The organism is Streptomyces marokkonensis, from assembly GCF_008312835.1.
Taxonomy (GTDB): Bacteria; Actinomycetota; Actinomycetes; order Streptomycetales; family Streptomycetaceae; genus Streptomyces; species Streptomyces marokkonensis_A.
In genome coordinates this window covers 120190-146692 of record NZ_VSKS01000006.1, presented here as the reverse complement: position 1 = coordinate 146692, position 26503 = coordinate 120190, and the positions used below count along the sequence as shown (strand labels likewise).

Genomic DNA, 26503 nt, shown 5'->3' with positions numbered 1-26503 from the left:
CGGCACGGGAGCGACGATCACTGTGCCGCACTCCCGGTGCGCGCCGCGCCGTCCACGACAACGCCCAGGCGGGAAGCGAGGTCTGTCAGATGCCCAGTCGCACAGTGGTCGTCCGGACGACGGCGGGACGAGTGGCCGGGGAGATGACCGACTCACTCGCCGTCTTCCGGGGCGTGCCCTACGCGGCGCCGCCGGTGGGCCCGCTGCGGTTCGCCTCGCCCCGGCCCCCCGAGCCGTGGGAGGGCGTGCGGGACGCCACCGGGTTCGCCGCCCCCTCGCTGCAGGGCGACTACCTGCCGGACAGCAGCGAGGACAGCCTGTACGCCAACATCTGGACGCCGGACGTCCACGCGTCCCTGCCGGTCCTCGTCTACATCCACGGCGGGGGCTGGATGCTCGGCGCGGGCAGCGAACCCGACTACGACGGCGCCCGTCCCGCCGTCCACGGCCGGATGGTGGTCGTCAACTTCAACTACCGCCTGGGCGCGTTCGGCTGGGGGCTCCACGAGGCGTTCACCGACCCGCACACGGGGTCCTTCGCCAACTGGGGTCTGCAGGACCAGGCGGCGCTCGTGCACTGGGTGCGCGAGAACGCCGAGGCGTTCGGCGGGGACCCGGACAACATCACCGTGGCCGGCACCTCCGCGGGCGGCTCCAGCAGCTGGCAGCTCGCCCTGCTGCCGGAACTGCGCGGGATCATCAAGCGGATCGTCCCGATCAGCACCAAGCACGTGTGGGATCCCGCCAGTTCCACCACACCCGAGGAGTCCCGCGCGGTCTACGAGCACCTCGCGCTGCGCTTCGGCACGACCGTACCGGGGCTGCGTGCCGTGCCGGCCACCGAGCTGAGGGACGCTTGGGAGGAGGTGTACGCGGGCCGCCCCACCGAGCGGTTCGTGCAGGGCGGGCGCGAATACCGGGGGCCGGTGGTCGACGGGCGGTGGATGCGCGGCCACGACCACGCTCTGCCGACGCCCGGGATACCCATGATGCCGGTCTACTGCCGCACCGAGGGCTCCTTCTTCACCACCGGCCCGGGATACCCCTACCCCGGCCCGCACCCGGCCGACGAGGCCGGACTGCGCGAGGCGGTCCGCGAGGTCCTCGAGAAGGGAGCCGTCAAGGTCACCGAGGAGCAGGTGGACGACTGCATTGCCCACTACCGGCGGGCGTCGGCGGCCGAGGGCCTGCCCCGGGACCCGGTGTCGGTGTGGACGCAGGTGTGGGGCGACGGGCTGTTCCGGTACCAGATCGTCCGGCTCGCCGAGCGGCACGCCCGGGATCGCGGCGCCACCTCCCCCCAGTACCTGATGGAGTTCGCCCACCCCCTCAGGCCGCCGTACGCCGGCACCACCCCGCACGAGGCCGTCGCGAAGTTCCTGTTCGGCACGTTCACCCTGCCGGTCAACGCGCCCGCGTACGGGGACGGCCCGCTGGAGCGGCGGATCTCGGACACGCTGATCGACCTGGTGGCCTCCTTCGCCCGCGGGCGGACGCCGAGCAGCCCGCACGCCCCGGCCTGGCCGGTGTTCTCCCCGGACCGGCCCACCGTCATGGTCCTCGGCGGCGAGCGGGTGGCACGGACCGGCACGGTGTCGGCACAGGCGCACCTGTCGTACTGGGACCGCGCCGGCTGGGTGCCGCGGCCCTGAGACACCACCCCCACGGACAGTCATCACCACCCGAACGAAAGGACTGGGACTTCGATGTGCGGACTCGCAGGCTGGGTCGCCTACGACCACGATCTGACGGTGCGCGGCGAGACGGCGTCGGACATGACGGAGACGCTGGCGTGCCGGGGCCCCGACGACCGGGGCGTGTGGATCTCGCCGCACGCGATCCTCGGCCACCGCCGGCTCTCCATCATCGACCTGGAGGGCGGCCGCCAGCCCATGCACGTCACCGGCGCGGACGACGGCCTCCCCGTCGTCGTCTACACCGGCGAGGTGTACAACTACCGGGAGCTGAAGGACGAACTGGCCGGCCTCGGCCACACCTTCCGCACCTCCAGCGACACCGAGGTGGTCCTGCACGCCTACCTGGAGTGGGGGGAGGAGTTCGCCGAGCGGCTCAACGGCATGTACGCCCTGGCGGTGTGGGACCCGCGCACCGAGGAACTGCTGCTCGTCCGTGACCGCATGGGCGTCAAGCCCCTCTTCTACTACCCCACGCCCGACGGGGTGCTCTTCGGCTCCGAGGCCAAGGCCATTCTGGCCCACCCGGACGCCGAGGCGGTCGTCGACACCGAGGGCCTGGCGGAGATCTTCGCCATCATCAACACCCCCGGACACGCCATCTTCAAGGGCATGCACGAGGTCGTGCCCGGTACCGTCGTCCGCTTCCACCGCGGCGGCAGCACCACCCGCGTCTACTGGCAGCTGGAGGCCGGCCCGCACACCGACGACCTCGACACCACCGTCGCCCGCGTCCGCGAACTCCTCGAGGACATCGTCGAACGCCAGCTCGTCGCCGACGTCAAGGTGGGCACCCTGCTCTCCGGCGGCCTCGACTCCAGCGCCATCACGGCGCTCGCCGCCAAGGTCTTCCGCGACCAGGGCAAGGAGGAGCGCATCAAGGCCTTCTCCATCGACTTCAAGAACAACGAGGAGAACTTCCGCGGCAACGGCATCTGGCAGGACCCCGACACGCCGTACGCCATCGACGTCGCCCGCCGCTCCGGCGCCGAGCACGTCGTCGTCGAGCTGGAGAACCACCACGTCCTCGACGAGGACGTGCGCATGCGGGTGCTGCGCGCCCAGGACCTGCCCATCTCCACCGGCGACATGGAGCACTCCCTCTACCACCTGTGCAAGGCCCTCAAGGAACAGGTGACGGTCGCCCTGTCCGGCGAGACGGCGGACGAACTGTTCGGCGGCTACAACTGGTTCTTCGACAAGGAGGCCGTGGAGGGCGACACCTTCCCCTGGTACGACGCCTGGCGCAGGCTCGGCGGCCTGGACACCATGAAGGAGATCGGCCTCTGGGACCGGCTCGGTCTCGACGAGTACGTCGCCAAGCGGTATGCCGAGGCGCTCGCCGAAGTGCCGCGGCTGGAGGGCGAGTCCGCCCACGAGGCACGGATGCGGGAGCTGTCGTACCTCAACATCAGCCGCTGGGAGAACTTCCTGCTGGACCGCAAGGACCGCATCAGCATGGCGGCGAGCCTGGAGGTCCGGGTGCCGTTCACGGACCACCGGCTGGTGGAGTACGTCTTCAACGTGCCGTGGGCCATGAAGACGTTCGACGGCCGGGAGAAGAGCCTGCTGCGGGCCGCCGCGAGCCACGTCCTGCCCGAGTCGGTGCTTGAGCGCAAGAAGAGCCCCTACCCCTCCACCCAGGACGTGGAGTACGTACGGGCCCTGCGCGGCAAGGTCGAGGCCCTGCTCGACGGTTCCCCCGTGCTCGACCTCGTGCCGGCCGAGGGCATCCGCAAGCTTCTCGACAAGCCCGTCGAGTCCTACGCCGGGCTGGGCGGTCTGTGGGGCATGCGGGCCGTCATGGAGCGCCTGGTCGAGTTCGACGCGTGGGTGAAGGAGTACGACGTCCGCGTGGAGTGGTGACACGACCGCCGGTGCGGCGGGCGGCCCCCCGGGTGCCACCCGCCGCACCGGCACCGGATCCCCCTCGTCCCAGCACGCGGAAGGACCTTCATGGACACCACAGGCCTGCCCCTCGTGGTCGACGACTCCCCGGAATGGGGCAGCGAACGACTCGACCTCGACGCCTACCTGGCCCGCATCGGCTACCGGGGCCCCCGCGACGCCTCGCTCGCGGCGCTCCGCGGACTCCACCGCGCCCACCGGGACTCGGTCTGCTTCGAGAACGTCGACATCGCCCTGGGCCGCGAGGTCTCCATCGACATCGACGCCGTGCAGCACAAGATCGTCCACGCCGGCCGCGGCGGCTACTGCTACGAGACGAACCTGCTGTTCGCGGCCGCGCTGGACCGCTTCGGCTTCCCGGTCACCCGGCTGCTGGTCCGCATCCGCGAGGGCAGCGGCAAGCGCCGGTTCCGCTCGCACACGGCTCTGCTGGTCAGGGCGGAGGACACCGTCTGGCTCGCCGACCCCGGCTACGGCTACGCCGCGCTCATCGAGCCCCTCGTCCTCCGGCCCGGAGCGGAGAGCACCGTCGCCGGCTGGTCGTGGCGGCTGGCCGTCGAGGACGGTCACTACCTGCTCCAGTACCGGCGCCCCGAGGGCTGGTTCGACATCTACGCCTTCCGCACGGAACCGCAGTACGCGGTCGACTTCGAGGCCGCGCACTACGTCAGCTCCACGCGTCCGGGATCGCCCTTCGTCGGGCAGCTCGTCGTCCAGCGGGCCACCGACGAGGAGCGGTACCGGCTCAGGAACAACGAGTTCACGACCGAGTACCGCAACGGCGAGAAGCACCTGCGCGTCCTCACCCCCGACGAGGCCACGGACCTCGTGCGGACCACCTTCGGGCTCCCGCTCACCACCGAGGAGACGGCCCTGCTGCGCGACTTCCTCGCCGCGCGGCGATGACGGCCGGCCCCGCCCGCACGAGCACTCCCCGCCACGCACGGACACCGTGCGCGGCGGGGAGTTCCGTTTCCCGTCCGGTCAGGCCCTCGCCGCCCGCGGGGCGAGTGCCTCCACGACCGCCCGGAGGAAGCCTTCCGGGGTGCGCCCGCCGGTGTCGACGACGACCCGGGCGACCTCCGTGCGGAGCGGGCGGCGCGTCTCCGTCAGCGCGCGCCACCGCCGGTGCGGTCGGCGGCCGGCAGCGGGCGGGCCGGGTCCCGTCCGACCCGCGGGACCGCCTCGGCGGCGCCGACGTCGAGGAGCACCACCGGCAGCCCGGACAGCAGCGCCCGCGTCCGAGGGGCGAGGACGGCGCCGCCGCCCGGCGAGAGGACCCGTCGGGCCGGGCAACGCGGCCCGCGCCACCGCCCGCTCCTCGATTGCGCGGAAGGCGTCCCGGCCCTCGGCGGCGACGATGTCGTCGTCGGTGTCGCGGTAGCCGACGCCCAGCCGCTCCGCCGGCAGCCGGCCGACGGTGGACCTGCCCCCCGATCGGACCGACCAGCACGACCAGAGGGCTCACCGGACAGCCAGGTTGTCGAGGTACGACCGCACGTTGCGGCGGGTCTCGGTGACGCTGTCGCCGCCGAACTTCTCCGCGACCGCGTCCGCGAGGACGAGGGCGACCATCGCCTCGGCGACGATCCCGGCGGCCGGCACCGCGCACACGTCGGAGCGCTGGTGGTGGGCGGCCGCCTCCTCGCCGGTGACGACGTCCACCGTCTTCAGCGCGCGCGGCACGGTGGCGATCGGCTTCATCGCCGCCCGCACCCGCAGCAGCTCACCCGTGGTCAGCCCACCCTCCGTACCACCCGAGCGACCCGAGGCACGCCTGATCCCCTCGCCGGTGACGACGATCTCGTCGTGCGCCTTGGAACCGGGGACGCGGGCGAGGTCGAAACCGTCGCCGACCTCGACGCCCTTGATGGCCTGGATGCCCATCAGCGCGGCCGCGAGCCGGGCGTCCAGACGCCGGTCCCAGTGCACGTGCGAGCCCAGGCCCACGGGAACGCCGTACGCCAGCACCTCCACCACGCCGCCGAGGGTGTCGCCGTCCTTGTGCGCCTGGTCGATCTCCGCGACCATCGCCTTCGACGCGTCCGCGTCCACGCAGCGCACCGGGTCCGCGTCCAGCCGCTCCACGTCGGCGGGGGCCGGGTACACCCCGTACGGGGCCTTGGCCGCGGCCAGCTCGACGACGTGGCTGACGATCTCCACGCCGGCCGTCTCCTTCAGGTACGACCGTGCCACCGCGCCCAGCGCCACGCGGGCGGCCGTCTCGCGGGCGGAGGCGCGCTCCAGGACCGGGCGGGCCTCGTCGAAGCCGTACTTCTGCATGCCCGCCAGGTCGGCGTGGCCGGGGCGGGGCCGGGTCAGCGGCGCGTTGCGCGCCAGGCCGGCCAGCACCTCGGGGTCGACCGGGTCTGCCGCCATGACCTGCTCCCACTTCGGCCACTCGGTGTTACCCACCATCACCGCGACCGGGGAACCGAGGGTCAGACCGTGCCGGACGCCGCCGAGGAAGGTGACCTCGTCCCGCTCGAACTTCATCCGGGCACCGCGACCGTGGCCCAGCCGCCGCCTCGCGAGGTGGTCCGCCACCATGTCCGTGGTGATCGGCACACCGGCGGGAAGACCCTCCAGCGTCGCGACGAGTGCGGGACCGTGCGACTCACCCGCGGTCAGCCAGCGCAACCTGCTCAACGGTGCCGTGCTCCTTTCCCCTCGCTCCGGGCACGATCTCCCTGATCAGGCCGCCGATGATGCGGACACCGTCCTGGGTGAGCACCGACTCGGCGTGGAACTGCATCGAGGCGAAGTGAGGACCGCGCAGGGCGTGCACCTCACCGGTCTCCGGGTCGTGACTGACCTCGACGACACCCACTCCCTCGCAGTCGACCTTGTCCTCCTGCGAGCGGGCGGCGAACGTGTTGTAGAAGCCGACCCGCTCGCGCACACCGAACAGGTCGATCTCCTTCTGCACCCCCTGGTTGGGCACCTCCCGGCGGGCCAGGGGGAAACCGAGTTCGGTGCAGAGCATCTGATGGCTCAGACAGACGGCGAGGAAGGGGCGCCGCCGCTCCAGCAGGGTGCGCACGGCGGTCCGCAGGTGAGCGATCTTGGGGTGGCCGGTGTCGCGCGGATCGCCCGGACCCGGACCCATCACGACCAGGTCGTGGTCGTCCAGGGTGTACGGCTCGTCGAACCGGCGCACCGTCACCCGCAACCCCAGTGACCGCAGTTGCTGCTCGAGCATCGAGGTGAACGTGTCCTCGGCGTCGACGACGAGGACCCGGCGGCCGGTCAGCGCCGGATCGGGGCGGGAGCCCGGCCCGCTCCCCGCCAGCCAGTAGCCGGCGAGGGTGGCGTTGCGTTCCTCCAGGGCCGCGCGGACGCGGGGGTGCTCCGCGAAGCGGGAGGGCCCGTCGGACCGCACGGCCGCGAGGAGCCCCGCGGCCTTCGCCGCGGTCTCGGCGACCTCGCTCTCCGGGTCGGAGTGGCGCACCAGCGTGGCGCCGACCCCGATGCGCAGGCGGCCGCCGTCGTCGATGTCCGCGGTGCGGATGAGGATGGACGAGTCCAGGGCGTGGTCGCCGCGCTCGTCACGCCCGATGAGCGCGACCACACCGCTGTAGTAGCCGCGGCCTTCCGGTTCGTAGCGGCTGATCACCCGGCAGGCGTTCTCCAGGGGGCTGCCGGTGACGGTGGGGGCGAACAGCGTCTCGCGCAGGATGTCGCGCGGGTCCCGTGTGCTGTGCCCCTCGATGAAGTACTCGGTGTGCGCGAGCCGGGCCATCTCCTTCAGATAGGGGCCGACCACCCGGCCGCCCGACTCGCAGATACGGGCCATCATCTTCAGTTCCTCGTCGACGACCATGTACAGCTCGTCGGCCTCCTTGCGGTCGGCGAGGAAGTCCAGGACCTGCGGCAGGGTGGGACCGGTGGACGGGTAGCGGTAGGTGCCGCTGATGGGGTTCATCACGGCCGTGCCCGCGCGCAGGCTGATGTGCCGTTCGGGGGTGGCGCCGACGAGGGTGCGGCCACCGGCCCGGACCAGGAACGTCCAGTGGGCGCCGGACTCGCGCTCCAGCAGGCGCCGGAAGACGGCCAGGGCGTGCCGCGGCGTGTAGCCGGTGATGTCGGCCGTGTAGGTGCGCTTGATGACGAAGTTCGAGCCCTCTCCCGTGCCGATCTCGTCCGTGACGACCCGGCGGACGGTGTCGGCGTAGTCCTCGTCCGGCACGTCGAAGCGGCCGCCGGACAGTGCGACGGGGAGGTCGGGGATCCGGGTGAGGACCTCGGCGACGGGCACGGTGGCCTGATCGGTGACGGCCACCGCGAGCAGCGGCGCACCGTCGTCGGGGCAGGCGAATCCGCGCTCGGCGATCTGCCGGTAGGGCACGAGCGCCAGTACCTCGTGGCGGGCGCCGCCACCGGCCACCGGGCGCTCGGGCAGGGGGAGTTCGGCGAGGGTGCTCAGCTCGGTCGCCTCGCCGGCGACGACGTCGAGGACTCCGGGGCCCGTCGCCCCGGGACGGTGCAGCAGCGCGTACGCGGCCGGGGGCCGCTCGCCCAGTATGCGGCCGAGCAGGTCGTCGTGCGTGACTACGGTCATGCCAGGACCTCCTTGGTCGTGACGACGACGGCGCAGCGCTGCGCCGCGTATTCCAGGGCCAGCTGGTGGTGGTGCTGGGAGAAGTCCGCCACCGCGTCGGCCACGAGGAACGTCCGGATGTCGTTCGTGAACGCCTCGACGGCGGTCATCAGTACGCCCACGTGGGCGTACACCCCGCACAGCAGCAGCTGGTCCCGCCCGGCGGCGCGCATCCGCTCCAGCAGATCGGAGCGGAAGAAGGCGCTGTAGCGCCACTTGGTGAGGTGCCAGTCGCCGGGAGCCGGAGCCAGCTCGTCGACCACCTGCCGGTCGGCGGGGGCGGTGCGCATGCCCGGGCCCCAGAAGTCCTTCAGCAGGCCGCGCTGCTCCTCGGTCATGCCGCCGGGCTGGGCCGTGTACGCCACCGGCATGCCGAGCCCGGCGCAGTGCTCGCGCAGCAGCCCGGCGTTGTGGACCAGTTCCGCGCGCAGGGCCCCGGGCAGGGGCCGCAGGAAGTAGCGCTGCATGTCGTGGACCAGCAGGACCGCGCGGGCGGGGTCGATCGTCCACCGGGCGGTGTTGGCGGGCAGATCACCCGCTGTCGGCATCGGGTAGGGGGAGACAGGGGGTATGCCTGGCATGGGGTTTCCTTCTCCGGGGTCGCCTGGGGTGCCGGGGTGTCCGCCGCCGGCTAGGCGCCGAGGGCGGCGCCGCCGTCGACGGTGAGTTCGTGCAGGGTGATGTGCGAGGCCTCGTCGGACAGCAGGAAGACGACGGCGTCGGCGATGTCGGCGGGACGGGCCAGCTTGCCCAGCGGGATGCCCACCCGGAACGACTCCAGCCGGCCTTCGACCGTGTGCTTCGGGCCGGACTCGTCCTGCCACATGGAGGTGAGCATCGGGGTGGCGGTGGAGCCCGGTGCCACGACGTTGCAGCGGATCCCGTCCCTCGCGACCTCCAGGCCGAGACTCTTGGTGAACATCGTCGCCGCCGCCTTGGACGCCGCGTACGCGGCCATCTGCACCCGTGGTGTGGCGGCGGCGTTGGACGCGACGGTGACGATCGCGCCGCGCCGGCGGGGCAGCATCCGGTTGACCGCGGCCCGCGACATCAGGAAGACGCCGGTGGCGTTGACGGCGAAGGTCGTCGTCCAGTCCTCCTCGGTGAGGTGGCGCACGTGCCCCAGACGCAGCACGCCGGCGCCGTTGACCAGGTACTCCAGGGGTCCGAGGCGCTGTTCGGCCTCGCGGACCACGGATTCGGCGTCCGTACCGCTCGTCACGTCGGCGGGCAGGGCCTGGGCCTCCAGCCCGTCCGCCCGCAGCTTGTCCACCGTATGCCGCAACCGGTCGGCGTCCCGGTCCACGGCGGCCACCACCGCGCCGCGTTCGCCGAGGGCGCGGGCGACCGCCTCACCGATGCCACCGGCCGCTCCGGTGACGAGTGCGACCTTCCCGTCCATGGTCAGGACCTCCTCATCTGCGTGTCTGCCTGCCCGTCGGCCGTGGGCGAGCCGACCGGGGTGGGTGGATGGGTCAGCCGAGCCAGGCCGAGGCCACGGCGACGGCCTGGCTCGGGTTGAGACGCGGATCGCAGTAGGTCGTGTACTTGTCCGCCACGTGCTCGACGCAGGTGTCGTTGGGGACGCACTCGGTGACGTCGTCCGGTGTCGTCTCCAGATGGAGCCCGCCGACGGTGCCGCCCTCGGACCGGACGGCCTCCTGGAACTCCTGGACCTCGCGCTCGATCGTCTCCAGGAAGCGGGTCTTCATGCCGTTGGGCAGGGTGACGGTGTTCCCGTGCATGGCGTCGGTGAGCCATATCACCGGGTGCCCCGCCTCGCGCGCCGCGGCGACGAGCTTCGGCAGCCGGTCGCCGACCGACGAGGCCCCCATCCGGGCGATGAGGGTCAGACGGCCCTTCTCCCGTCCGGGGTCCAGCCGTTGGCACAGACCGAGCAGCTCGTCGGCCGTCACGTTCGGCCCGATCTTGCACGCCACCGGGTTGGCGACCCGCGAGAGCAGGGCGACATGGGCACCGTCGAGCTGGCGGGTGCGCTCCCCGATCCACGGCCAGTGCGTGGAGGTGAGCACCAGCCGCCCCCGGTCGTCCCGCCGGACCAAGGGGAGTTCGTAGTCGAGGATCAGGGCCTCGTGGCTGGTCCACACGGGCGGCTCCATCCAGTGCCGCCGGGCGGGGCCCCGCCATCCCAGATGCGTCATGATCTCCTGCGCCGCCTGGTAACAGGCCAGCATGCGGTGGGGCTCCGGCCGCCGGCTCTGGGGGTCGGGCTCCGGGCCGTTGACCATGTGACCGCGGTAGGAGGGAAGTTCCACGCCGCCCACGAGTTCGGTGGAGCTGGAACGGGGCTTGCCGAACTGCCCCGCGATGCGGCCCACCCGGAGCACCGGCTTGTGCGTGATCATCTTGAGCGCGCCGGCCAGCAGGTCCAGCACGGCGGTCTTGCGCGCGACGTATCCGGGCGTGCACTCGGCCGGATCCTCGGCGCAGTCGCCGGACTGGACGACCAGCGCCTCTCCCGAGGCGACCCGGGCCAGTGACGAGCGCAGGATGTCGATGTCCTCGGCCTCGACGAGCGCCGGACGGGTGGCCAGGGTGTCCCTGACCTGGCGCGCCCGGGACGCGTTGCCCCACTCGGGCTGCTGCCTGGCCGGTTTGTCCTGGATGTCGAGCAGGGCGTCGTCCACTGGTGTCTCCTTTGGCGGGTGTCGGACGGCGGTCGGCGGATCGGGCGCACCGCTGTGCGCCGGGGGTCGTCGGCCACCGGCGCGCCCCTGGCGGGTGTCGCCTCCCGTCCTCGTGCGGGCTGCGACGGTTCGGGCTCCGGGCGCCCCGGAACGGGTCGGCTGCATTGTTCCGGCACGCGTAATTGGTCCGGTGCCGATATGTCAGGGGAACGCGCGAGCGGCGATTGCCCGGTTACGTTCGAACCGTTTCGGCCTGTGGCAGCGGGACGCGACGGCGTCCGCCGAAAGGTGCGTTATTCACACCGGGACGGTGCTTTCCCGTTCATCCCGCGCCGAAGTCGGCAAGGAATGCGGGGACCGCCCTCACGGGCTCGTCGCCGGCCCCATTGCGCCGGGGTGGCGAGGTACTGTGCGAACGCCGCCGTGGGCGGGTCCACGGCGGGCCGGTGTGGGAAAACGGGTCGTTCGCCCAGGTGGCGTGCTGCGGTGTCGTGGTCGATGGAGGAATGGCGGACGGTTCGGGCGGGGGGCTGAGAGGCGGCGGTGCGGTCATGCGCGTGATGCTCCCTGGGCGTACGGAGCGGCCGTGCCGACATTCCGTGTCGAACTCCCGGCCGACTGTTCGCCTCCCGATCCTGAGCCGGGAGGGATGGTCCGGCCAATGCCGTTCGACGCACTTCGTCAAATAGCCGGTACTTCATCAAGTCGATGCGAGAACCACTTTGCGCCAATCTGACACACCCCCCGTAGTTCAACTCCTCCGCACCCGGATAACCTCAGGATCCTGAGGGCAGATCCCGCGACTGACGCACGGAGGAGTGACGACCCGTCATGTCGGACCGGTTGGGTGCACCGGGCGCGCCGGAGCTGGACGAACTCGTCGCGGAGGGTGTCTCGCCGTGGCTGGACGGACTCAGCCGCGGTCACCTGGCCTCCGGTCGGCTGACCCGCCTCGTCGCGCACACCGGGGTCCGGGGGGTCACGTCGGACCCGGCCGTACTGGCCACGGCGGTGGGGACCGACGACGTCTACCGTGACCAGCTCGCCGGCCTCGCGTCCGCCGACATCTGCGCCGCCGACGCGGTGCGGGCGGTGTCCGCCCGCGACGTCCGCTGGGCCTGCGACGAACTGCGGCCGGTGTACCGGGCCACCGGCGGGCTCGACGGACTGGTGTCGATGGACCTCGATCCGCGCCTCGTGCGCGACGCCGAGTCGGCCGTGGCGGAGGCGGAGCGGGCGCTGCGCGCGGTGAACCGGCCGAACGCGATGGTCAAGCTGCCGGCCACGGCGGAGGGGATCGCCGCGATCCGGGACTGCGTCGGCGAGGGCTTCCCGGTGCACGTCACCGCCGTCTTCTCCGTGTCGCGCTACCGGCAGGCCCTCGACGCCTATGTCGAAGGGCTGCGGCGCGCCCGGGCCGACGGCCGGCGGCTGCCGGTGGTCGCCTCGGTGGCCTCGCTCCCGGTGGGACTCCTCGACGCCGAGGTCGACGCCAGACTCCGGCGGCTCGGCACCCCCGAGGCACTGGCCCTGTGCGGCGAGGCCGCCGAGGCCAGCGCCTGCCTGTTCTACCAGGTGTACGACGACTTGTTCGGTGGCGCGCACTGGCGTGCGCTGGCCGCCGCCGGGGCCCATCCGCAGCGCCTGATGTGGACGGCCACCACCGTGCCGGAGCGGGAGGCGTCCCCCACCCGGTACGTGGAACGGCTCGTCACCTGGGGCACGGTCAACGCGATGACACTGCCCACGCTGGAGGCCGCCGCCCGCCGTCTCGGCCTGTGCGGGGACACCCTGATGGGCCGGTACCGCGCGGCTCAGGACGTGTGGACCCGGCTGGAGCGACTGGGCATCGACGCGGACGCGGTCGCCCGGGAACTGGAGACGCGGACCGCCGAACGGCTCGCGGCGTCCTGGGACAGCCTGTACGCGGCCGTGGACGCCGGACGGCAGGCGTACCGGCCGCGGTGATCCGGCAGGTGAGGACGCCCTCCCCGCCGTCCGCGAGGCCGTCGGCCACCGCCGCGCCGTGAGGACGTTCGCGGCCGTCCGGGCCGCACAGGGCGCTCGCTCGGCCTCCCTTCCCCCCCGGCCCGGGGCCCGCCGCCCGCCTGCCTCCGCGCATCCGCCAGGGACGTCGGGAACGGCGAACGTCTGGACTGGCAATCCAGCACCTGGACGGATAGTCTGAACGAAGACGTGACGGGACCAGGGAGGCAGGGGGGTGTGTCCATGGCCGCCGTGCCGGACCGGGACGCCGAAAGGGACGCGATTCTCGCCGCGCTGGCGCCGGTCGCCGACGGGATCGCGGCGACGTTCGGGCCGGTCTGCGAGGTGGTGCTGCACGACTACCGGCGTCCGGAGGAATCGGTGGTCGCCGTGGCCGGGTCCGTGACCGGACGGGCGGTGGGCGGGGCGATGAGCGAGATCGGCATGCGCGTGCTGGCCCGCGGCGACGAGGCGGCCGACGAGCTCAACTACCTCACCCGGACCGGCCGGGGCGCCCTCGTGAAGTCCTCCACCATGGTGCTCCGGGACTCCACGGGGGCGGTGTTCGGCGCGCTGTGCGTCAACGTCGACGTCACCGCCGTCGGTCAGGTGCACTCCCTCCTCGGCGCGCTCGCCGGTCTCGGCGCCGGCCCGGCCGAACCGCCGACGACCACCTTCGGCAACGACATCGACTCGGTGGTCGAGGCGATCGTCGACGCCCACCAGGTCCGGCAGCACCGGGGCTGGGCACAACTCGACCGCGAGGAGCGCCTGCGGCTGTTCCGTGACCTGGACGCCCGCGGTGTCTTCGCCGTACGGCGCGCGATCGAGCAGGTCGCCGGCCGGCTCGGCATCTCCCGCGCCACCGCCTACAGCTACCTCTCCCGGTCCAGGACGACGACCGACCCGACCCCCGCCGGAGGCACCGCGTGACGACCACCACCCCGCCGATCACCCTCGACGACGTCCGCTCCGCAGCCGAGCGCCTGGAGGGCGTCGCGCACCGCACGCCCGTCCTGCGGTCCCGCACGCTGGACGCGCTCGCCGGTGCCGAGGTCCACCTCAAGTGCGAGAACTTCCAGCGCGTCGGCGCCTTCAAGTTCCGCGGCGCCTACAACGCGGCCTCCCGGCTCGGTCCCGGACAGCTGTCGCGGGGCATCGCCGCCTACTCCTCAGGCAACCACGCCCAGGCCGTCGCCCTGGCCGCCCGGGAGCTCGGCACCACCGCCGTCATCGTCATGCCCGAGGACGCCCCGCCGTCGAAGCGGGCGGCCGCCGAGGGGTACGGCGCCGAGATCGTCACCTACGACCGGTACACCGGCGACCGGGTCGCCGTCGCCGAGGCCCTCGCCGCCGAGCGCGGGCTGACCGTCGTCCCGCCCTACGAGCATCCGCACGTCATCGCCGGACAGGGCACGGCGGCCCTGGAACTCGTGGAGGAGGCGGGGGAGCTGGGGGTCCTGCTCGCACCGGTCGGCGGCGGAGGGCTGATCGCCGGGAGCGCCACCGCCGTCAAGGCCCTGCACCCGGCCACCCGGGTGATCGGCGTCGAGCCGGAGAGCGGGGACGACACCAAGAGGTCGCTGGAGGCGGGCCGGCGCGTCGGCATCCCCGTGCCGCGCACCATCGCCGACGGCCAGGCCCTGCACACCCCGGGCGAACTGACCTTCTCCGTCAACCGGAGGCTCCTCGACGGGATCGTGCTGGTCGGCGACGACGAGATCAGGGACGCGATGCGGTTCGCGTTCGAGCGGCTGAAGATCGTACTCGAGCCGAGCGGCGCCACCCCGCTCGCCGCGCTGCTCACGGGCCGCGTGGGCCCGCTCACGGGCCGCGTCGGCCTGATCCTGTCCGGCGGCAACGTCGACGCGGCACGGTTCGCCCGCCTCTGCGGTCCCGGCGACTGAGACACCCCGGGGCCGTCACCCGAATGGCGGCCCCGGGTGGACGGGCGGACGATGAAGTGGTGGGCCCGGCCCCCGCCGGTGCCGTTCGGGACGGACGGAGACCGGACCCGGTCGTACAGGGCGACGACCGGAAGGGAGAAGGGACATGTTCGAGGTCAAGACGCTGGACAAGCCCGACGAGCGACGTGATTTCCCCAGGGGGCACCTCGAAGCGGTCCACATGACCGGGCTGGACTTCGCCGTGGCCACCTTCGAGCCGGGGTGGCGCTGGTCGGAGTCCGTCGGTCCCATCGCGGGTACCGAGAGCTGCCAGGTCCACCACAACGGCTACATGGTCCAGGGCCGGATGCGCATCCGCATGGACGACGGCGCCGAGAGCGAGGCCGGACCCGGCGACGTCTTCGTCTGCCCGCCGGGGCACGACGCCTGGGTCGTCGGCGACGACCAGGTCGTCATGTACGACTTCGCGGGCGGCATGGCCCAGGAGTACGCCAAGGCGGACTAGAAGCCGTCCGGCGGGACTCGCACCCAAGCCAACGGGGAGTGGTCCCCGTTTACATGTTAGTGTCGTCGCCGGTAAGCGGGGACAGGTCCCCGTTCTGCGGGAGGGGGCGGCATGCCGGAGACGGCACTGGTGCTGGGCGGGGGCGGGCTGACCGCCTACGCCTGGGAGACCGGCGTACTGGCGGGGCTGGCGGAGGCCGGGGTGGACCTCGCAGGGGCCGACGTGCTGGCCGGCACGTCGGCGGGCGCGCTTCTCGCGCTGGATCTGGCGGCGGGAGCCGCGCCGGCCGACCTGTACCAGGAGCAGGCCGACGGGAAGCGGGTCCTGCCGGAGGTGGACTTCACCCTCGGCATGACGGTCAGGTACCTGTGGGCCGCGCTCGGTTCGCGCGACCCGGCGACGGTGGTCGAACGGCTGGGCAGACTCGCGCTGGCGGTCCGCGGTGTGCCGGAGGCCGATGTGTTCGACGCGATCCGGCCTCACCTGCCCGTCCGGGAATGGCCGGAGCGGACGCTGCGGATCTTCGCCACCGACGCGCGCACCGGGCGGACCGAGGGTTTCGGCGCCGACAGCGGGGTCGACCTGCTGCGCGCCATGGCCGCCACCTGCGCCCTGCCGCCCCTGTTCCCGCCGATCACGATGGGGGAGGGGCGCTGGATGGACGGAGGCGTGCGTTCCACGACCAACGCGGACCTCGTGGACGACTGCCGGCGGGTCGTCGTCCTGGCCCCGGTCCCCAAGGGCCCCGGCGCGAGCCCCGGCGTCACCGGCCAGGTGGCCGCGCTGCGGGCGGGCGGTGCGCGCGCCACCGTGCTGGTACCCGACCGGGAGGCACGGCGGGCCTTCGGCCGCAACGCCCTGGACGCCTCCCGCGTGCCGGGCGCCGCCCGGGCGGGACTGCGGCAGGCGGCCGACTGCGCCGACCGGGTCCGGTCCGTCCGGTACGGCTGAACGACCGGGCCCGGCGCCGCGGTCACACCGGCAGCAACCGCCCCACCAGGGCGTTCAACTGCCTTACGTTCCGGCACTCGTGCATCTCCACCAGCTCCGCGTACTCGGGTGCCGCGGAGTCGCCCGTGCCCCAGCGGGAGCGCTGCTCGGGGTTGAGCCAGTGGACGCGCCGGGCACGCCGGACCAGCTCGCGCACGGCCGCCAGGTTGGGGTCGCCCATGTTGGTGCGGGCGTCGCCGAGGACGAACACCGTCGTGCGCGGGCCCACGGCATCGGCGTACCGCTCGGCGAACTCGCCCAGCGCCATGCCGTAGTCGCTGCTGCCGTGCCAGCCGGTGAGGGTCGCCTCGTCGCGGATCCGGGTGCCCAGGCCTTCCGCGTCGGCGGCGCCGCGCACCAGCAGCCCGGTCACCTCGTCGACCCGGTTGACGAAGGCGAACACCCGCACCTTGGCGAACTGGTCGTGCAGCGCCTGCACGAGCAGCATCGTGAAGTCGGAGAACCCCGACACCGAGCCCGACACATCGCACAGCAGCACCAGTTCGGGCCGGGCGGGCCGGCGCCTGCGCAGCACGGGCCGCATCGGCACCCCGCCGGTCGAGAGCGAGCCGCGCAGCGTCCGGCGCAGATCGATGCTGCCGCGCGCGGCCCTGCGGCGGCGGGCGGCCAGCCGGGTCGCCAGCTTCCGGGCCAGCGGCTGCACCGATCGCCGCAGCTCGGCCAGCCGGTCCTGCCCGGCGAACAGGAAGTCGACACGGTCGGCGGTCGGGGCCACCGCACGCCGGGCGATCTCGTCCCGGCCCCGCCGTTCCGCCACCCGGCGCCGCGCCTCCACGGCCACCATCCGGCGGAACTCCTCGATGCGCCGCCGGATCTCGTCCTCCAGCAGCCGGTCGCCGAAGCCCGCGCCGCCGTCCCGTCCGCGCACCTCGTCCCGCACCCGCGCCAGCAGTGTCTGCGGCCGCAGCCGCTCCAGCGTCCGGTGCGACGACCAGCCGTCCGATGCCGGTGAACTCCCGTAGCCGCCGAAGCCGTCGACCGCCTCCACCGCCAACCGGCCCATCAGCCCCGCGTCGTCGTCGGCGAGCGCCGCCGCCAGCCGCTCGCGCAGATCGTCCCGGCCGCCGGGCTCCCCCTCCGGCGCGCCGACCCGGCGCGGGAAGTACAGGTCGAAGACCGCGTCGAACACGGGGCGCTGTGCGGCGCCGCGCAGCAGGGTCGCCGCCAGACCCTCGCGGAGCAGCTCCCGGTCGGCGAGTCCGAGTACCTCCACCGCGCGGGCCGCGTCCACGGTCTCGCCGGTGCCGATGCGCACGCCGTGCGAGCGGAGCGCGTCGACGAGACCGGTCAGCCGTGCCGCGAGGTCCGCGTCCGCCACGGCGCTCACACGGCGTCCAGATCGAGCTTGGCCGCCGCCTTCTGGATGTCGTCCTGGTGCTTGAGGATCACGCCCAGGCTGTCGCGCACGACCGTCTCGTCCAGGGTGGCGGCACCGAGCGCCAGCAGGGTGCGGGCCCAGTCGATGGTCTCGGCCACCGACGGCACCTTCCGCAGGTCCATCGCGCGCAGCGCCCCCACCACCCGGACGACGGACTCGGCCAGCGCCGCGTCGATGCCCGGCACCCTCAGCCGTACGATCCGCCGCTCCAGCTCCGCGTCGGGGAAACCGATGTGCAGGAACAGACAGCGGCGGCGCAGCGCCTCGGACAGCTCACGCGTCGCGTTCGAGGTGAGGACCACGAAGGGGCGGCGGGTCGCGGTGACGGTGCCCAGCTCCGGAACGGTCACCTGGAAGTCGCTGAGCACCTCCAGCAGCAGGCCCTCGACCTCCACGTCGGCCTTGTCGGTCTCGTCGATCAGCAGCACCTTGGGGTCGTCGCCGCGGATCGCGGTGAGCAGCGGGCGGGGCAGCAGGAACTCCTCGCCGAAGATGTCCGTGCGGGTCTCGTCCCAGCTCTCGTCGCGGCCGGCGCTGATCCGCAGCAGCTGCTTGGCGTGGTTCCACTCGTACAGCGCCCGCGACTCGTCGACGCCCTCGTAGCACTGGAGGCGGATCAGGCGGGCCCCGGCGACCTGGGCGACGGCCTTGGCGAGCTCGGTCTTGCCGACTCCGGCAGGACCCTCCACCAGCAGCGGCTTGCCGAGCCGGTCGGCGAGGAAGACGGTCGTGGCCACCGCGGGCGACGCCAGGTATCCGGTCTCGGCGAGGCGCGCGGAGACGTCGTCGACAGAAGTGAACAACAGGATCCTCCGGCTGTGCGCGGGAACGACGGTGTCCGGACACCCATGGGGCGCCCGGACCCTATCCAAGCGCTTGCTCACCGCTCTGTCACGTGGTCGCGGTCACCGTCCCCGCCGTCGTCCCCCTCCGGTCCTGGAGGGCTCACCGCACCAGTACGACCTCCAGCGTGCGCGGCCCGTGGACGCCCTCGACCCGGTCGAGCTCGATGTCGCTGGTCGCCGACGGACCGGAGATCCAGGTGAGGGGGCGTGCCGGGTCGAGGCGCGCGAGGGCCAGGGGGACGGAGGAGACGACCTGGTCCGGCACGCGGACCACACAGATGTGGTGGTCGGGGATCAGCGTGATGCGGCGCCGGCCCTGGTCGGGGGAGCCGTCCAGCACGATCGTGCCCGTCTCGGCGACGGCCACGGCGCAGGCGGTCACCACACTGTCCACCCGGTCCAGCTCCCGGGGGGTGCTCTCCGCCCGGTCGGCCACCCGGGTCACCTCCGTCGACGCCAGCCAGTCCTCGTCGAGGCCGGGCGGCACGAGCACCGACGACGCGCCGCGCGCCGTGAGCAGCCCGGCGACGACACCGGGCAGCCCGGCCGCGTCGGTACGGTGCACGACCGCCCGGTAGTCCGCCAGGTTCTCCGCGAGCAGGTCCACCGTCTGCCCGGCCGTGCGCTCACCGTGCTCGCGCAGATAGTCCCGGGCGACCGCCCGCTCGTACGGGATGTCGTCGCCCGGTGCGCCGGCGAGGGCGCGCCGCACCCGGCCCAGGATCCGTTCCCTGCCGCTCACTTCGCCGCTCCCTTCCCGCCGTCGCCGCCCCGAGTGCGCTGCCACCAGTCCCGGAACGGCTCCGCGGGCACCGGCGGCAGGTCCCGGGTCCCGCTCCACGCCCGGCCGGGCCCGGGCAGGGTGCGCGGGTGGAGGCGGCGGGTGCGCGAGGCGAGGCGCTGGCCCGCGCGCAGGGCACCGGGACGGGTGAACGCCCAGCGGGCCGCGCGCATCGCCGCCCGCTCGGCGGCGTGCCCCTTGGCGGGTCGCAGCACCACCGTGTTGCCCGCCCGCGTCACCCGGCCGCCCTCCACCACCCGTTCCCGCAGGTGCACCAGCACCTCGGGGATGTCGATGGCGACGGGGCACACCTCGTAGCAGGCCCCGCACAGCGACGAGGCGTACGGCAGGGACGCGTCGATCTCGCTGCCGGTGCCCCGCAGCTGGGGGCTGAGGATCGCGCCGATCGGCCCGGGGTAGACCGAGCCGTACGCGTGGCCTCCGGCCCGCTCGTACACCGGGCAGACGTTGAGACAGGCCGAGCAGCGGATGCAGCGCAGCGCCTGCCGGCCCACCTCGTCGGCGAGGGTGTCGGTGCGGCCGTTGTCCAGCAGGACCAGGTGGAAGGTGCGCGGACCGTCATCGTCGGTGGTGCCGGTCCAGGTGCTGGTGTACGGGTTCATCCGCTCGGCCGTCGAGGAGCGGGGGAGGGTCTGCAGGAACACCTCCAGGTCCTGCCAGGTCGGCACGACCTTCTCGATGCCGACGACCGAGATCAGCGTCTCGGGCAGGGTCAGGCACATCCGCCCGTTGCCCTCGGACTCCACCACCACCAGCGTGCCGGTCTCGGCGACCATGAAGTTCGCGCCGGAGATGCCCACCGCGGCGCGGAGGAACTTCTCCCGCAGGTGCAGCCGTGCCGCCTCGGCCAGTTCGGCCGGTGTGTCCGTCAGCCCTTCCGGTGCGGGCCGGCCCCACTCGCTCATCTCCCGGGCGAAGATCTCCCGGATCTCCCCGCGGTTGCGGTGGATCGCCGGCACCAGGATGTGAGAGGGCCGGTCCTTGCCCAACTGCACGATCAGCTCGGCCAGATCGGTCTCGTAGGCGCGGATGCCCTCGTCGAGCAGCGCCTCGTTGAGCCCGATCTCCTGCGTGGCCATCGACTTGACCTTGACGACCTCCGACTCACCGGTCTCCTTGACCAGCCGGGCGACGATCCGGTTGGCCTCGTCGGCGTCGGCGGCCCAGTGCACGGTGCCGCCCGCGGCCGTCACCGACTCCTCCAACTGCACCAGGTAGCGGTCCAGATGACGGAGCGTGTGGTCCTTGATGCGCTTGCCCGCCTCCCGCAGCTCCGCCCAGTCGGCGAGCTCGGCGACGGCCTTCTCGCGCTTGGCCCGGATGGTGTGCGTGGCGTGCCGCAGATTGCCGCGCAGGGTGCCGTCGCGCACGGCGTCCCGCGCGGCCACCGGAAACGCCGGGTGGGTGGGCGGGGGAGACGCAGCGTGGGTGGGCGGGGGAAACGCAGCGTGGGTGGGCGGGGGAAACGCAGGCATCCCGACGAACGTACCGCTCATAGGGCCGGTTCCTCCTCCGTGCTCGCCAGGATCTCCGCGATGTGCACCGGCCGCACACCGGTGCGCAGCCTCGTCATCGTTCCACCGATGTGCATCAGACAGGAGTTGTCCGCCGCGCACAGCACCTCGGCGCCCGTCGACTCGGCGTTGCGCACCTTGTCGGCGCCCATCGCCGCCGAGACGTCGGGGTTCTTCAGGGCGAACGTGCCGCCGAACCCGCAGCACTCCTCGGCGCCCGGCAGCTCGGCCAGCTCCAGCCCCTTCACCGCCCGCAGCAGCCTGAGCGGCCGCTCGCCCAGGCCGAGACCGCGCAGCCCGTGGCAGGTCGGGTGGTAGGTCACCCTGTGCGGGTAGTACGCCCCGACGTCCGTCACCCCCAGCACGTCCACCAGGAACTCGGTGAGCTCGTACGTCTTCGGCACGACCGGCGCCAGCGTCGCCGCGAGGGTGTCCCCGCGCCCCTCGGCCCGGGCCCGCTCACCCATCCTCGGATACAGCTCCCGCACCATCGCCCCGCACGAACCGGACGGCGTCACGATCGCCTCGTAGTCCCGGAAGACGTCGGAGAAGTGCAGCGCCATCGGCTCGGCCTCGTGCCGGTACCCGGTGTTGTAGTGCGCCTGACCGCAACAGGTCTGCGCCATCGGGAAGTCGACGTCGACGCCCAGCCTGGTCAGGAGTTTCACCACGGCGCGCCCGGTCTCCGGATAGAGCGTGTCGTTGACGCAGGTCAGGAACAGAGCGACACGCATCGCGGCTCCTTGTGGATTCGATCAACGGGTGAGTGCAGGGTAGTGCGGCGGAGGGAGCCCGGGGGAGACCCGGGTCAGCCCCGGGCGAGCCGGGCCTGTGCCGCCCGCCACCGCTGTGTGCCGCCGCGCGGTTCGTACCGCGTCAGCGGCTGGGTGCGGGCGAGCAGCCGCCGCATCCCGGCGAGGTCGCCGACCAGTCCGTGCGCGCGGGCCTGCACCAGCACATTGCCCAGCGCCGCCGCCTCCGCCGGCCCGGCCACCACCGGCAGCCCGCAGGCGTCGGCGGTCAGCTGGCACAGCAGGGCGTTGCGGGTGCCGCCGCCCACGACGTGCACGACGTCCACCGGCTGCCCGGCGAGCCGCTGCGCCTCCTCGACCGCCGTGCGGTGGGCCAGGGCGAGCGAGTCCAGGATGCAGCGCGTGACCTCGGCGGGCGACACCGGCACCGGCTGCCCCGAGTCCCGGCAGGCCCCGGCGATCCGCTCCGGCATCCGCCCCGGCGCGAGGAACGCCGCGTCCCCGGCGTCCACCACCGACCGCAGCGCCGGCACCTGGGCCGCCTCGCGCAGCAGCGCGCCCAGATCAGGCTCGCCCCAGGTTCGCAGGCACTCCTGGAGCAGCCACAGGCCCATGATGTTGCGCAGGTAGCGGACCGTGCCGTCCAGTCCCAGCTCGTTGGTGAAGTTGGCGGTCCGGCTCTCCTCGGTCAGCACCGGAGCGTCCAGCTCCAGCCCGGCGAGCGACCAGGTGCCGGTGCAGATGTACGCGAACCGCACACCGTCCGCGGGCACCGCGGCCACCGCGGAGGCGGTGTCGTGCGAGCCGACCGCCGTCACCGGGACCGGCCCGGTCAGCCCGGTCTCCTCCAGCACCTCCGGCCGCAGCACCCCGGCCGGGTCCCCCGGCCGGCGCAGCGGCGCGAACAGCCCCAGGTCGATGTCCAGCCGCTCCGCGACCCCGTGCGCCCAGTCGCGGGTGCGCGGGTCGATCAGCTGGGTGGTCGAGGCGTTGGTCAGTTCGGTGCCCTGTTCACCGGTCAGCCAGTACGTCAGCAGGTCAGGGACCAGCAGCAGTCTCGCCGCCCGTGCCCAGTGCGCCGAGCCGCGGGCCGCCGTCACCTGGTACAGGGTGTTGAACGGCGCGTACTGCACTCCGGTCGCCGCGTACAGCTCCTCGGGGGGCACCGTCGCCCACACCTTCTCCGCGATCCCGTCGGTACGGCCGTCGCGGTAGTGCACGGGATTGCCGAGCAGCGCCCCGTCCGTGTCCAGCAGCCCGTAGTCCACGGCCCAGCTGTCGATACCGACGGAATCCACCGCGCCGGACGCCTTCAGTCCGTCCAGCACCCCGGCGTACAGGCCGAGCACGTCCCAGCGCAGTCCTTCGGGGACCCGCACCGGCCGGTTCGGGAACCGGTGGACCTCGGTCAGCTCGAGGCTGTCGGGACCCACGCGGCCGGCCATGACGCGTCCGCCGGACGCGCCCAGGTCGACCGCGGCGTACCTCTTCACGGCGGTGCTCACCGCAGGAACGCGGCGGCGACGCCGGCGTCGACCGGGACGTGCAGTCCGGTGGTGTGGGTGAGGTCGCCGCCGGTGAGCGCGAACACGGCGTTCGCCACGTGCTCGGGGAGCACCTCCCGCTTCAGCAGCGTCCGCTGCGCGTAGAACTCGCCCAGCTTCTCCTCCGGCACCCCGTACACGGCGGCACGCTCGGCGCCCCACCCGCCCGCGAAGATGCCCGAGCCGCGCACCACACCGTCCGGGTTGACGCCGTTGACCCGGATCCCGTGCTCGCCCAGCTCGGCGGCCAGCAGCCGCACCTGGTGGGCCTGGTCGGCCTTGGCCGCCGAGTACGCGATGTTGTGGGGACCGGCGAACACGGCGTTCTTGCTGGCGATGTACACGATGTCGCCGCCCAGCTCCTGCGCGGTCATCACCCGGGCCGCCTCGCGCGAGACGAGGAAGGAACCGCGGGCCATGATGTCGTGCTGGAGGTCCCAGTCCTTCACGGACGTCTCCCGCAGCGGCTTGGAGATCGAGATCCCGGCGTTGTTCACCACCAGGTCGACCCCGCCGAAGGCGAGCAGGGCCGCCTTGAAGGCAGCGGCGATCTGCTCCTCGTCGGTCACGTCGACCGTCACGGCGACGGCCTTGTCGGACCCGCCCAGTTCCTCGGCGACCCGCGCGGCGTTCTCCGCGTTCAGATCGGCCACGACCACGCACGCGCCCTCGGCGACCAGCCGCCGGGCGATCGCCCTGCCGATCCCGCTGCCCGCGCCGGTCACCAGCGCCACCCGGGTGGCGAGCGGCCTGGGCTTCGGCATCCGCCGGAGCTTGGCCTCCTCGAGCGCCCAGTACTCGATGCGGAACTTCTCCGACTCCTCGATCGGCGCGTACGTGGAGACCGCCTCGGCCCCGCGCATCACGTTGATCGCGTTGACGTAGAACTCCCCGGCCACGCGCGCGGTCTGCTTGTCCTTGCCGAAGCTGAACATGCCCACGCCCGGCACCAGCACGATCGCCGGGTCGGCGCCGCGCATGGCGGGGGAGTCGTCCTGGGCGTGCCGCGCGTAGTAGGCGGCGTACTCCTCGCGATAGGCCGCGTGCAGCTCCTTCAGCCGGGCGACCGCCTCGTCGAGCGGAGCGGACGCCGGGAGGTCGAGGACGAGCGGCCGGACCTTGGTGCGCAGGAAGTGGTCCGGGCAGGAGGTGCCCAGCGCGGCCAGCCGCGGGTGCCCGGCCCGGGCCAGGAAGTCCAGTACGGCGTCGCAGTCGTCGAAGTGCCCGACCTGCGCCCGGTCCTTGGAGGCGACGGCCCGCACGTACGGCGCCAGGGCCGCTGCCCGTTCCCGCCGCTCCTCCTCGGGCAGTGCCTCGTACCCCTCGATCACGGGCCCGAAGGGCTCCGGGCGGCCGCGCTCGGCGAGGAACCTCTCGGCGGTACGGATGATGTGCAGCGAGTTCCGCTCGCACTCCTCGGAGGTGTCACCCCACGCGGTGATGCCGTGGCCCCCGAGCACGCACCCGATGGCCCCCGGACTGGCCTCCTTCACGGCCGCGATGTCCAGCCCGAGCTGGAAACCCGGCCGCCGCCACGGCACCCACACCACGGTGTCCCCGAAGCACTCCGCGGTCAGCTTCTCCCCGTCGGCCGCGCAGGCCAGTGCGATACCGGAGTCGGGATGCAGGTGATCCACGTGCGCGGCGTCGACGAGACCGTGCATCGCGGTGTCGATCGAGGGGGCCGCACCGCCCTTGCCGTGCAGGCAGTAGTCGAACGCCCCGACCATCTCGTCCTCGCGCTCGACGCCCGGGTAGACGTCCTTGAGCGCCCTGAGCCGGTCCAGCCGGAGCACGGCGAGCCCCGCCTCGGTCAGCGTCCCGAGGTCACCCCCGGACCCCTTGACCCACATCAGCCCGACATCACCCCCGGTCACGGGGTCGGTCCCGGTGCCTTTGGCGGAGGTGTTGCCGCCGGCGTAGTTCGTGTTCCGTGGATCGGCGCCGAGCCGGTGCGATCGAGCGAGCAGAGCGGCGGCTTCGGTGTGGGTTGCCATGAACGATCAGTCCTTCTGAAGCGAGGGAGGGTGGGGGCGCCCCTTCAGGGGCGCGGGGCTGTGCTGCGTCTGCGGCTACCGCCGCGCGGGCGCGACCAGCCACGAACGGCCCGCAGTCCGCGGCGGGCGGGATTCCGGCAGACGCTTACGCCCCCCACCCCGCCTGCGATCCGCCGACGCGCTCGGCGACGATCCGCTCGGCCCACCCGGACCGCCGGTAGGCGACAAGGGGCTCGGGGTCCAGCCCCATGTCCTCCCGCACCTCACGCAGCAGCGGACGCACGTCCGTGTTGTACGCGTCCATCAGCACGGCGTTGGCCTCGAGAACATCCCCGGCCCGCTGAGCGTCAGCCAACGCCGACCGGTCAACGAGCAGAGCTTTGGCCGTCGCTTCCTGGACGTTCATGACGGAACGGATGATCGCCGGGATCTTCGCCTCGATGTTGTGGCACTGGTCCAGCATGAACGCGACCTCGGACGTGAACCCGCCCCCGCGCACCACCTCGTACATGATCCGGAACAGCTGGAACGGGTCGGCGGCTCCCACCATCAGGTCGTCGTCCGCGTAGAACCGCGAGTTGAAGTCGAACCCGCCGAGCTTCCCCTCCCGCAGCAGCGTGGCGACGATGAACTCGATGTTGGTGCCCGGCGCGTGGTGCCCGGTGTCGACGACGACCTGCGCCTTCGGCCCCAGCTTCAGACAGTGCGCGTACGCCGTCCCCCAGTCCGGCACGTCCGTCGTGTAGAACGCCGGCTCGAACAGCTTGTACTCCAGCAGCATCCGCTGCCCCTCGCCGAGCCGCTCGTACACCTCGGCCAGCCCTTCGGCCAGCCGGTCCTGCCGGGACCGCACATCGTCCTGCCCGGGGTAGTTCGTTCCGTCGGCGAACCACAGCTTCAGGTCCCTGGAGCCGGTCGCGTCCATGATGTCGACGCACTCCAGCAGGTGATCGACGGCCTTCCTGCGCACCGCGGCGTCCGGGTGGCAGATGGAGCCCAGCCGGTAGTCGTCGTCCTGGAAGGTGTTGGAGTTGACCGCGCCGAGCCTCACCCCACGGTCCTCGGCGTGCTCGGCCAGCGCGGCGTAGTCCTCGACCCTGTCCCACGGGATGTGCAGCGCCACGGTCGGCGCGACTCCCGTGAACTCGTGCACCTTGGCCGCGTCGTCCAGCTTCTCCTGCGGGGTGCGGGGGACGCCCGGTTGTGCGAACACCTTGAAGCGGGTCCCCGAGTTCCCGTACGCCCACGACGGCGTCTCGACTGCCTGCGTCTTGAGTGCGGCTTTCACCGCGGCGAGCTCGGTCACGTCAGGGCTCCTGTGACATCGGGTCGTAACGACCTTTCAGTGAAACGATTCAGGACGGGAAGCTATGGCGCCCCCGCGGGGGTGTCAACCCCTCCGGCGCGGACCG

The 26503-nt window shown here is 72.8% G+C and carries 21 protein-coding genes and 1 pseudogene; 8 read left to right on the top strand and 14 right to left on the bottom strand.

Annotated features, from left to right (window positions below; translation table 11 throughout):
- The first annotated feature begins 89 nt into the window (after positions 1-89).
- The 3 genes from F1615_RS12940 to F1615_RS12930 all read left to right on the top strand — a co-directional run bounded on the left by F1615_RS12940 (position 90) and on the right by F1615_RS12930 (position 4508).
- Complete coding sequence (locus F1615_RS12940) at positions 90-1652, top strand: carboxylesterase/lipase family protein (RefSeq protein WP_149549091.1); 1563 nt, start codon at positions 90-92, stop codon at positions 1650-1652.
- Positions 1653-1706: 54 nt separating this feature from the next.
- Positions 1707-3560 carry an asparagine synthase (glutamine-hydrolyzing) gene (gene asnB, locus F1615_RS12935; RefSeq protein WP_149549090.1) on the top strand — a complete coding sequence of 618 codons (1854 nt, stop codon included), beginning with the start codon at positions 1707-1709 and terminating at the stop codon, positions 3558-3560.
- A 90-nt stretch (positions 3561-3650) separates the two neighbouring features.
- Entirely contained in the window at positions 3651-4508 is an 858-nt protein-coding gene (locus tag F1615_RS12930) for an arylamine N-acetyltransferase family protein (protein ID WP_149549089.1), read from the top strand.
- A gap of 78 nt (positions 4509-4586) precedes the next feature.
- Here the strand turns inward: F1615_RS12930 and F1615_RS12925 are convergent.
- From F1615_RS12925 to F1615_RS12900, 6 genes and pseudogenes are all read right to left on the bottom strand, one after another.
- Positions 4587-5070: pseudogene (locus tag F1615_RS12925) on the bottom strand (shikimate kinase).
- Entirely contained in the window at positions 5067-6251 is a 1185-nt protein-coding gene (gene aroC, locus F1615_RS12920; RefSeq protein WP_149549088.1) for a chorismate synthase, read from the bottom strand. Before aroC ends, F1615_RS12925 begins: the two are co-directional and overlap by 4 nt.
- Positions 6220-8163, bottom strand: coding sequence for an anthranilate synthase family protein (locus tag F1615_RS12915; RefSeq protein WP_149549087.1), 1944 nt, complete (start codon positions 8161-8163; stop codon positions 6220-6222). The genes aroC and F1615_RS12915 overlap by 32 nt, the downstream gene beginning before the upstream one ends.
- Entirely contained in the window at positions 8160-8783 is a 624-nt protein-coding gene (locus tag F1615_RS12910; RefSeq protein WP_149549086.1) for an isochorismatase family protein, read from the bottom strand. Before F1615_RS12910 ends, F1615_RS12915 begins: the two co-directional genes overlap by 4 nt.
- A gap of 50 nt (positions 8784-8833) precedes the next feature.
- The gene (locus F1615_RS12905; protein WP_149549085.1) at positions 8834-9604 is read right to left on the bottom strand and encodes a 2,3-dihydro-2,3-dihydroxybenzoate dehydrogenase; all 771 of its coding nucleotides are present in this window, start codon (positions 9602-9604) and stop codon (positions 8834-8836) included.
- Positions 9605-9677: 73 nt separating this feature from the next.
- A complete protein-coding gene (locus F1615_RS12900; protein ID WP_149549084.1) occupies positions 9678-10850 on the bottom strand; it encodes a 3-deoxy-7-phosphoheptulonate synthase in 1173 nt (390 codons plus the stop codon).
- Between the two features lie 831 nt (positions 10851-11681).
- Here F1615_RS12900 and tal point away from each other — a divergent pair.
- The 5 genes from tal (at position 11682) to F1615_RS12875 (ending at position 16199) form a co-directional block, all read left to right on the top strand.
- Positions 11682-12818: a transaldolase gene (gene tal, locus F1615_RS12895; protein WP_149549083.1), complete on the top strand. Its 1137-nt coding sequence runs from the start codon at positions 11682-11684 to the stop codon at positions 12816-12818.
- A 261-nt stretch (positions 12819-13079) separates the two neighbouring features.
- Positions 13080-13769, top strand: a complete 690-nt coding sequence (locus tag F1615_RS12890) for a helix-turn-helix transcriptional regulator (protein ID WP_149549082.1) — start codon at positions 13080-13082, stop codon at positions 13767-13769.
- Positions 13766-14743 (top strand): pyridoxal-phosphate dependent enzyme, encoded by a 978-nt coding sequence (locus F1615_RS12885; RefSeq protein WP_149549081.1) that lies wholly within the window; start codon positions 13766-13768, stop codon positions 14741-14743. Before F1615_RS12890 ends, F1615_RS12885 begins: the two co-directional genes overlap by 4 nt.
- Positions 14744-14888: 145 nt before the next feature.
- Positions 14889-15248 carry a cupin domain-containing protein gene (locus F1615_RS12880; protein WP_149549080.1) on the top strand — a complete coding sequence of 120 codons (360 nt, stop codon included), beginning with the start codon at positions 14889-14891 and terminating at the stop codon, positions 15246-15248.
- A 111-nt stretch (positions 15249-15359) separates the two neighbouring features.
- Positions 15360-16199: a patatin-like phospholipase family protein gene (locus tag F1615_RS12875; RefSeq protein WP_149549079.1), complete on the top strand. Its 840-nt coding sequence runs from the start codon at positions 15360-15362 to the stop codon at positions 16197-16199.
- A gap of 22 nt (positions 16200-16221) precedes the next feature.
- Here F1615_RS12875 and F1615_RS12870 read toward each other — a convergent pair whose 3' ends face one another.
- From F1615_RS12870 to rhaI, 8 genes are all read right to left on the bottom strand, one after another.
- On the bottom strand, positions 16222-17586 hold the full coding sequence (locus tag F1615_RS12870; protein ID WP_244328708.1) for a vWA domain-containing protein: 1365 nt from the start codon (positions 17584-17586) through the stop codon (positions 16222-16224).
- Complete coding sequence (locus F1615_RS12865; RefSeq protein WP_149549078.1) at positions 17583-18440, bottom strand: AAA family ATPase; 858 nt, start codon at positions 18438-18440, stop codon at positions 17583-17585. Before F1615_RS12865 ends, F1615_RS12870 begins: the two co-directional genes overlap by 4 nt.
- 142 nt (positions 18441-18582) lie before the next feature.
- The gene (locus F1615_RS12860; RefSeq protein WP_149549077.1) at positions 18583-19224 is read right to left on the bottom strand and encodes a LutC/YkgG family protein; all 642 of its coding nucleotides are present in this window, start codon (positions 19222-19224) and stop codon (positions 18583-18585) included.
- Positions 19221-20780, bottom strand: coding sequence for a LutB/LldF family L-lactate oxidation iron-sulfur protein (locus tag F1615_RS12855; RefSeq protein ID WP_167533731.1), 1560 nt, complete (start codon positions 20778-20780; stop codon positions 19221-19223). The genes F1615_RS12860 and F1615_RS12855 overlap by 4 nt, the downstream gene beginning before the upstream one ends.
- Positions 20777-21532 carry a (Fe-S)-binding protein gene (locus F1615_RS12850; protein WP_149549075.1) on the bottom strand — a complete coding sequence of 252 codons (756 nt, stop codon included), beginning with the start codon at positions 21530-21532 and terminating at the stop codon, positions 20777-20779. Before F1615_RS12850 ends, F1615_RS12855 begins: the two co-directional genes overlap by 4 nt.
- A gap of 74 nt (positions 21533-21606) precedes the next feature.
- Complete coding sequence (locus F1615_RS12845; RefSeq protein WP_149549074.1) at positions 21607-23055, bottom strand: rhamnulokinase; 1449 nt, start codon at positions 23053-23055, stop codon at positions 21607-21609.
- Positions 23052-25091: a bifunctional aldolase/short-chain dehydrogenase gene (locus tag F1615_RS12840; RefSeq protein ID WP_149549073.1), complete on the bottom strand. Its 2040-nt coding sequence runs from the start codon at positions 25089-25091 to the stop codon at positions 23052-23054. The genes F1615_RS12845 and F1615_RS12840 overlap by 4 nt, the downstream gene beginning before the upstream one ends.
- A 145-nt stretch (positions 25092-25236) precedes the next feature.
- Positions 25237-26397 carry an L-rhamnose isomerase gene (rhaI, locus tag F1615_RS12835; RefSeq protein ID WP_149549072.1) on the bottom strand — a complete coding sequence of 387 codons (1161 nt, stop codon included), beginning with the start codon at positions 26395-26397 and terminating at the stop codon, positions 25237-25239.
- Between the last annotated feature and the right edge of the window lie 106 nt (positions 26398-26503).

Coding starts and splice junctions, on each gene's coding strand:
- F1615_RS12850 (WP_149549075.1), bottom strand. CDS start 21,532: ATGCGTGTCGCTCTGTTCCTGACCTGCGTCAACGACACGCTCTATCCG.
- F1615_RS12940 (WP_149549091.1), top strand. CDS start 90: ATGCCCAGTCGCACAGTGGTCGTCCGGACGACGGCGGGACGAGTGGCC.
- F1615_RS12875 (WP_149549079.1), top strand. CDS start 15,360: ATGCCGGAGACGGCACTGGTGCTGGGCGGGGGCGGGCTGACCGCCTAC.
- tal (WP_149549083.1), top strand. CDS start 11,682: ATGTCGGACCGGTTGGGTGCACCGGGCGCGCCGGAGCTGGACGAACTC.
- F1615_RS12855 (WP_167533731.1), bottom strand. CDS start 20,780: ATGAGCGGTACGTTCGTCGGGATGCCTGCGTTTCCCCCGCCCACCCAC.
- F1615_RS12905 (WP_149549085.1), bottom strand. CDS start 9,604: ATGGACGGGAAGGTCGCACTCGTCACCGGAGCGGCCGGTGGCATCGGT.
- asnB (WP_149549090.1), top strand. CDS start 1,707: ATGTGCGGACTCGCAGGCTGGGTCGCCTACGACCACGATCTGACGGTG.
- F1615_RS12840 (WP_149549073.1), bottom strand. CDS start 25,091: ATGGCAACCCACACCGAAGCCGCCGCTCTGCTCGCTCGATCGCACCGG.
- F1615_RS12890 (WP_149549082.1), top strand. CDS start 13,080: ATGGCCGCCGTGCCGGACCGGGACGCCGAAAGGGACGCGATTCTCGCC.
- F1615_RS12910 (WP_149549086.1), bottom strand. CDS start 8,783: ATGCCAGGCATACCCCCTGTCTCCCCCTACCCGATGCCGACAGCGGGT.
- F1615_RS12930 (WP_149549089.1), top strand. CDS start 3,651: ATGGACACCACAGGCCTGCCCCTCGTGGTCGACGACTCCCCGGAATGG.
- F1615_RS12880 (WP_149549080.1), top strand. CDS start 14,889: ATGTTCGAGGTCAAGACGCTGGACAAGCCCGACGAGCGACGTGATTTC.
- F1615_RS12915 (WP_149549087.1), bottom strand. CDS start 8,163: ATGACCGTAGTCACGCACGACGACCTGCTCGGCCGCATACTGGGCGAG.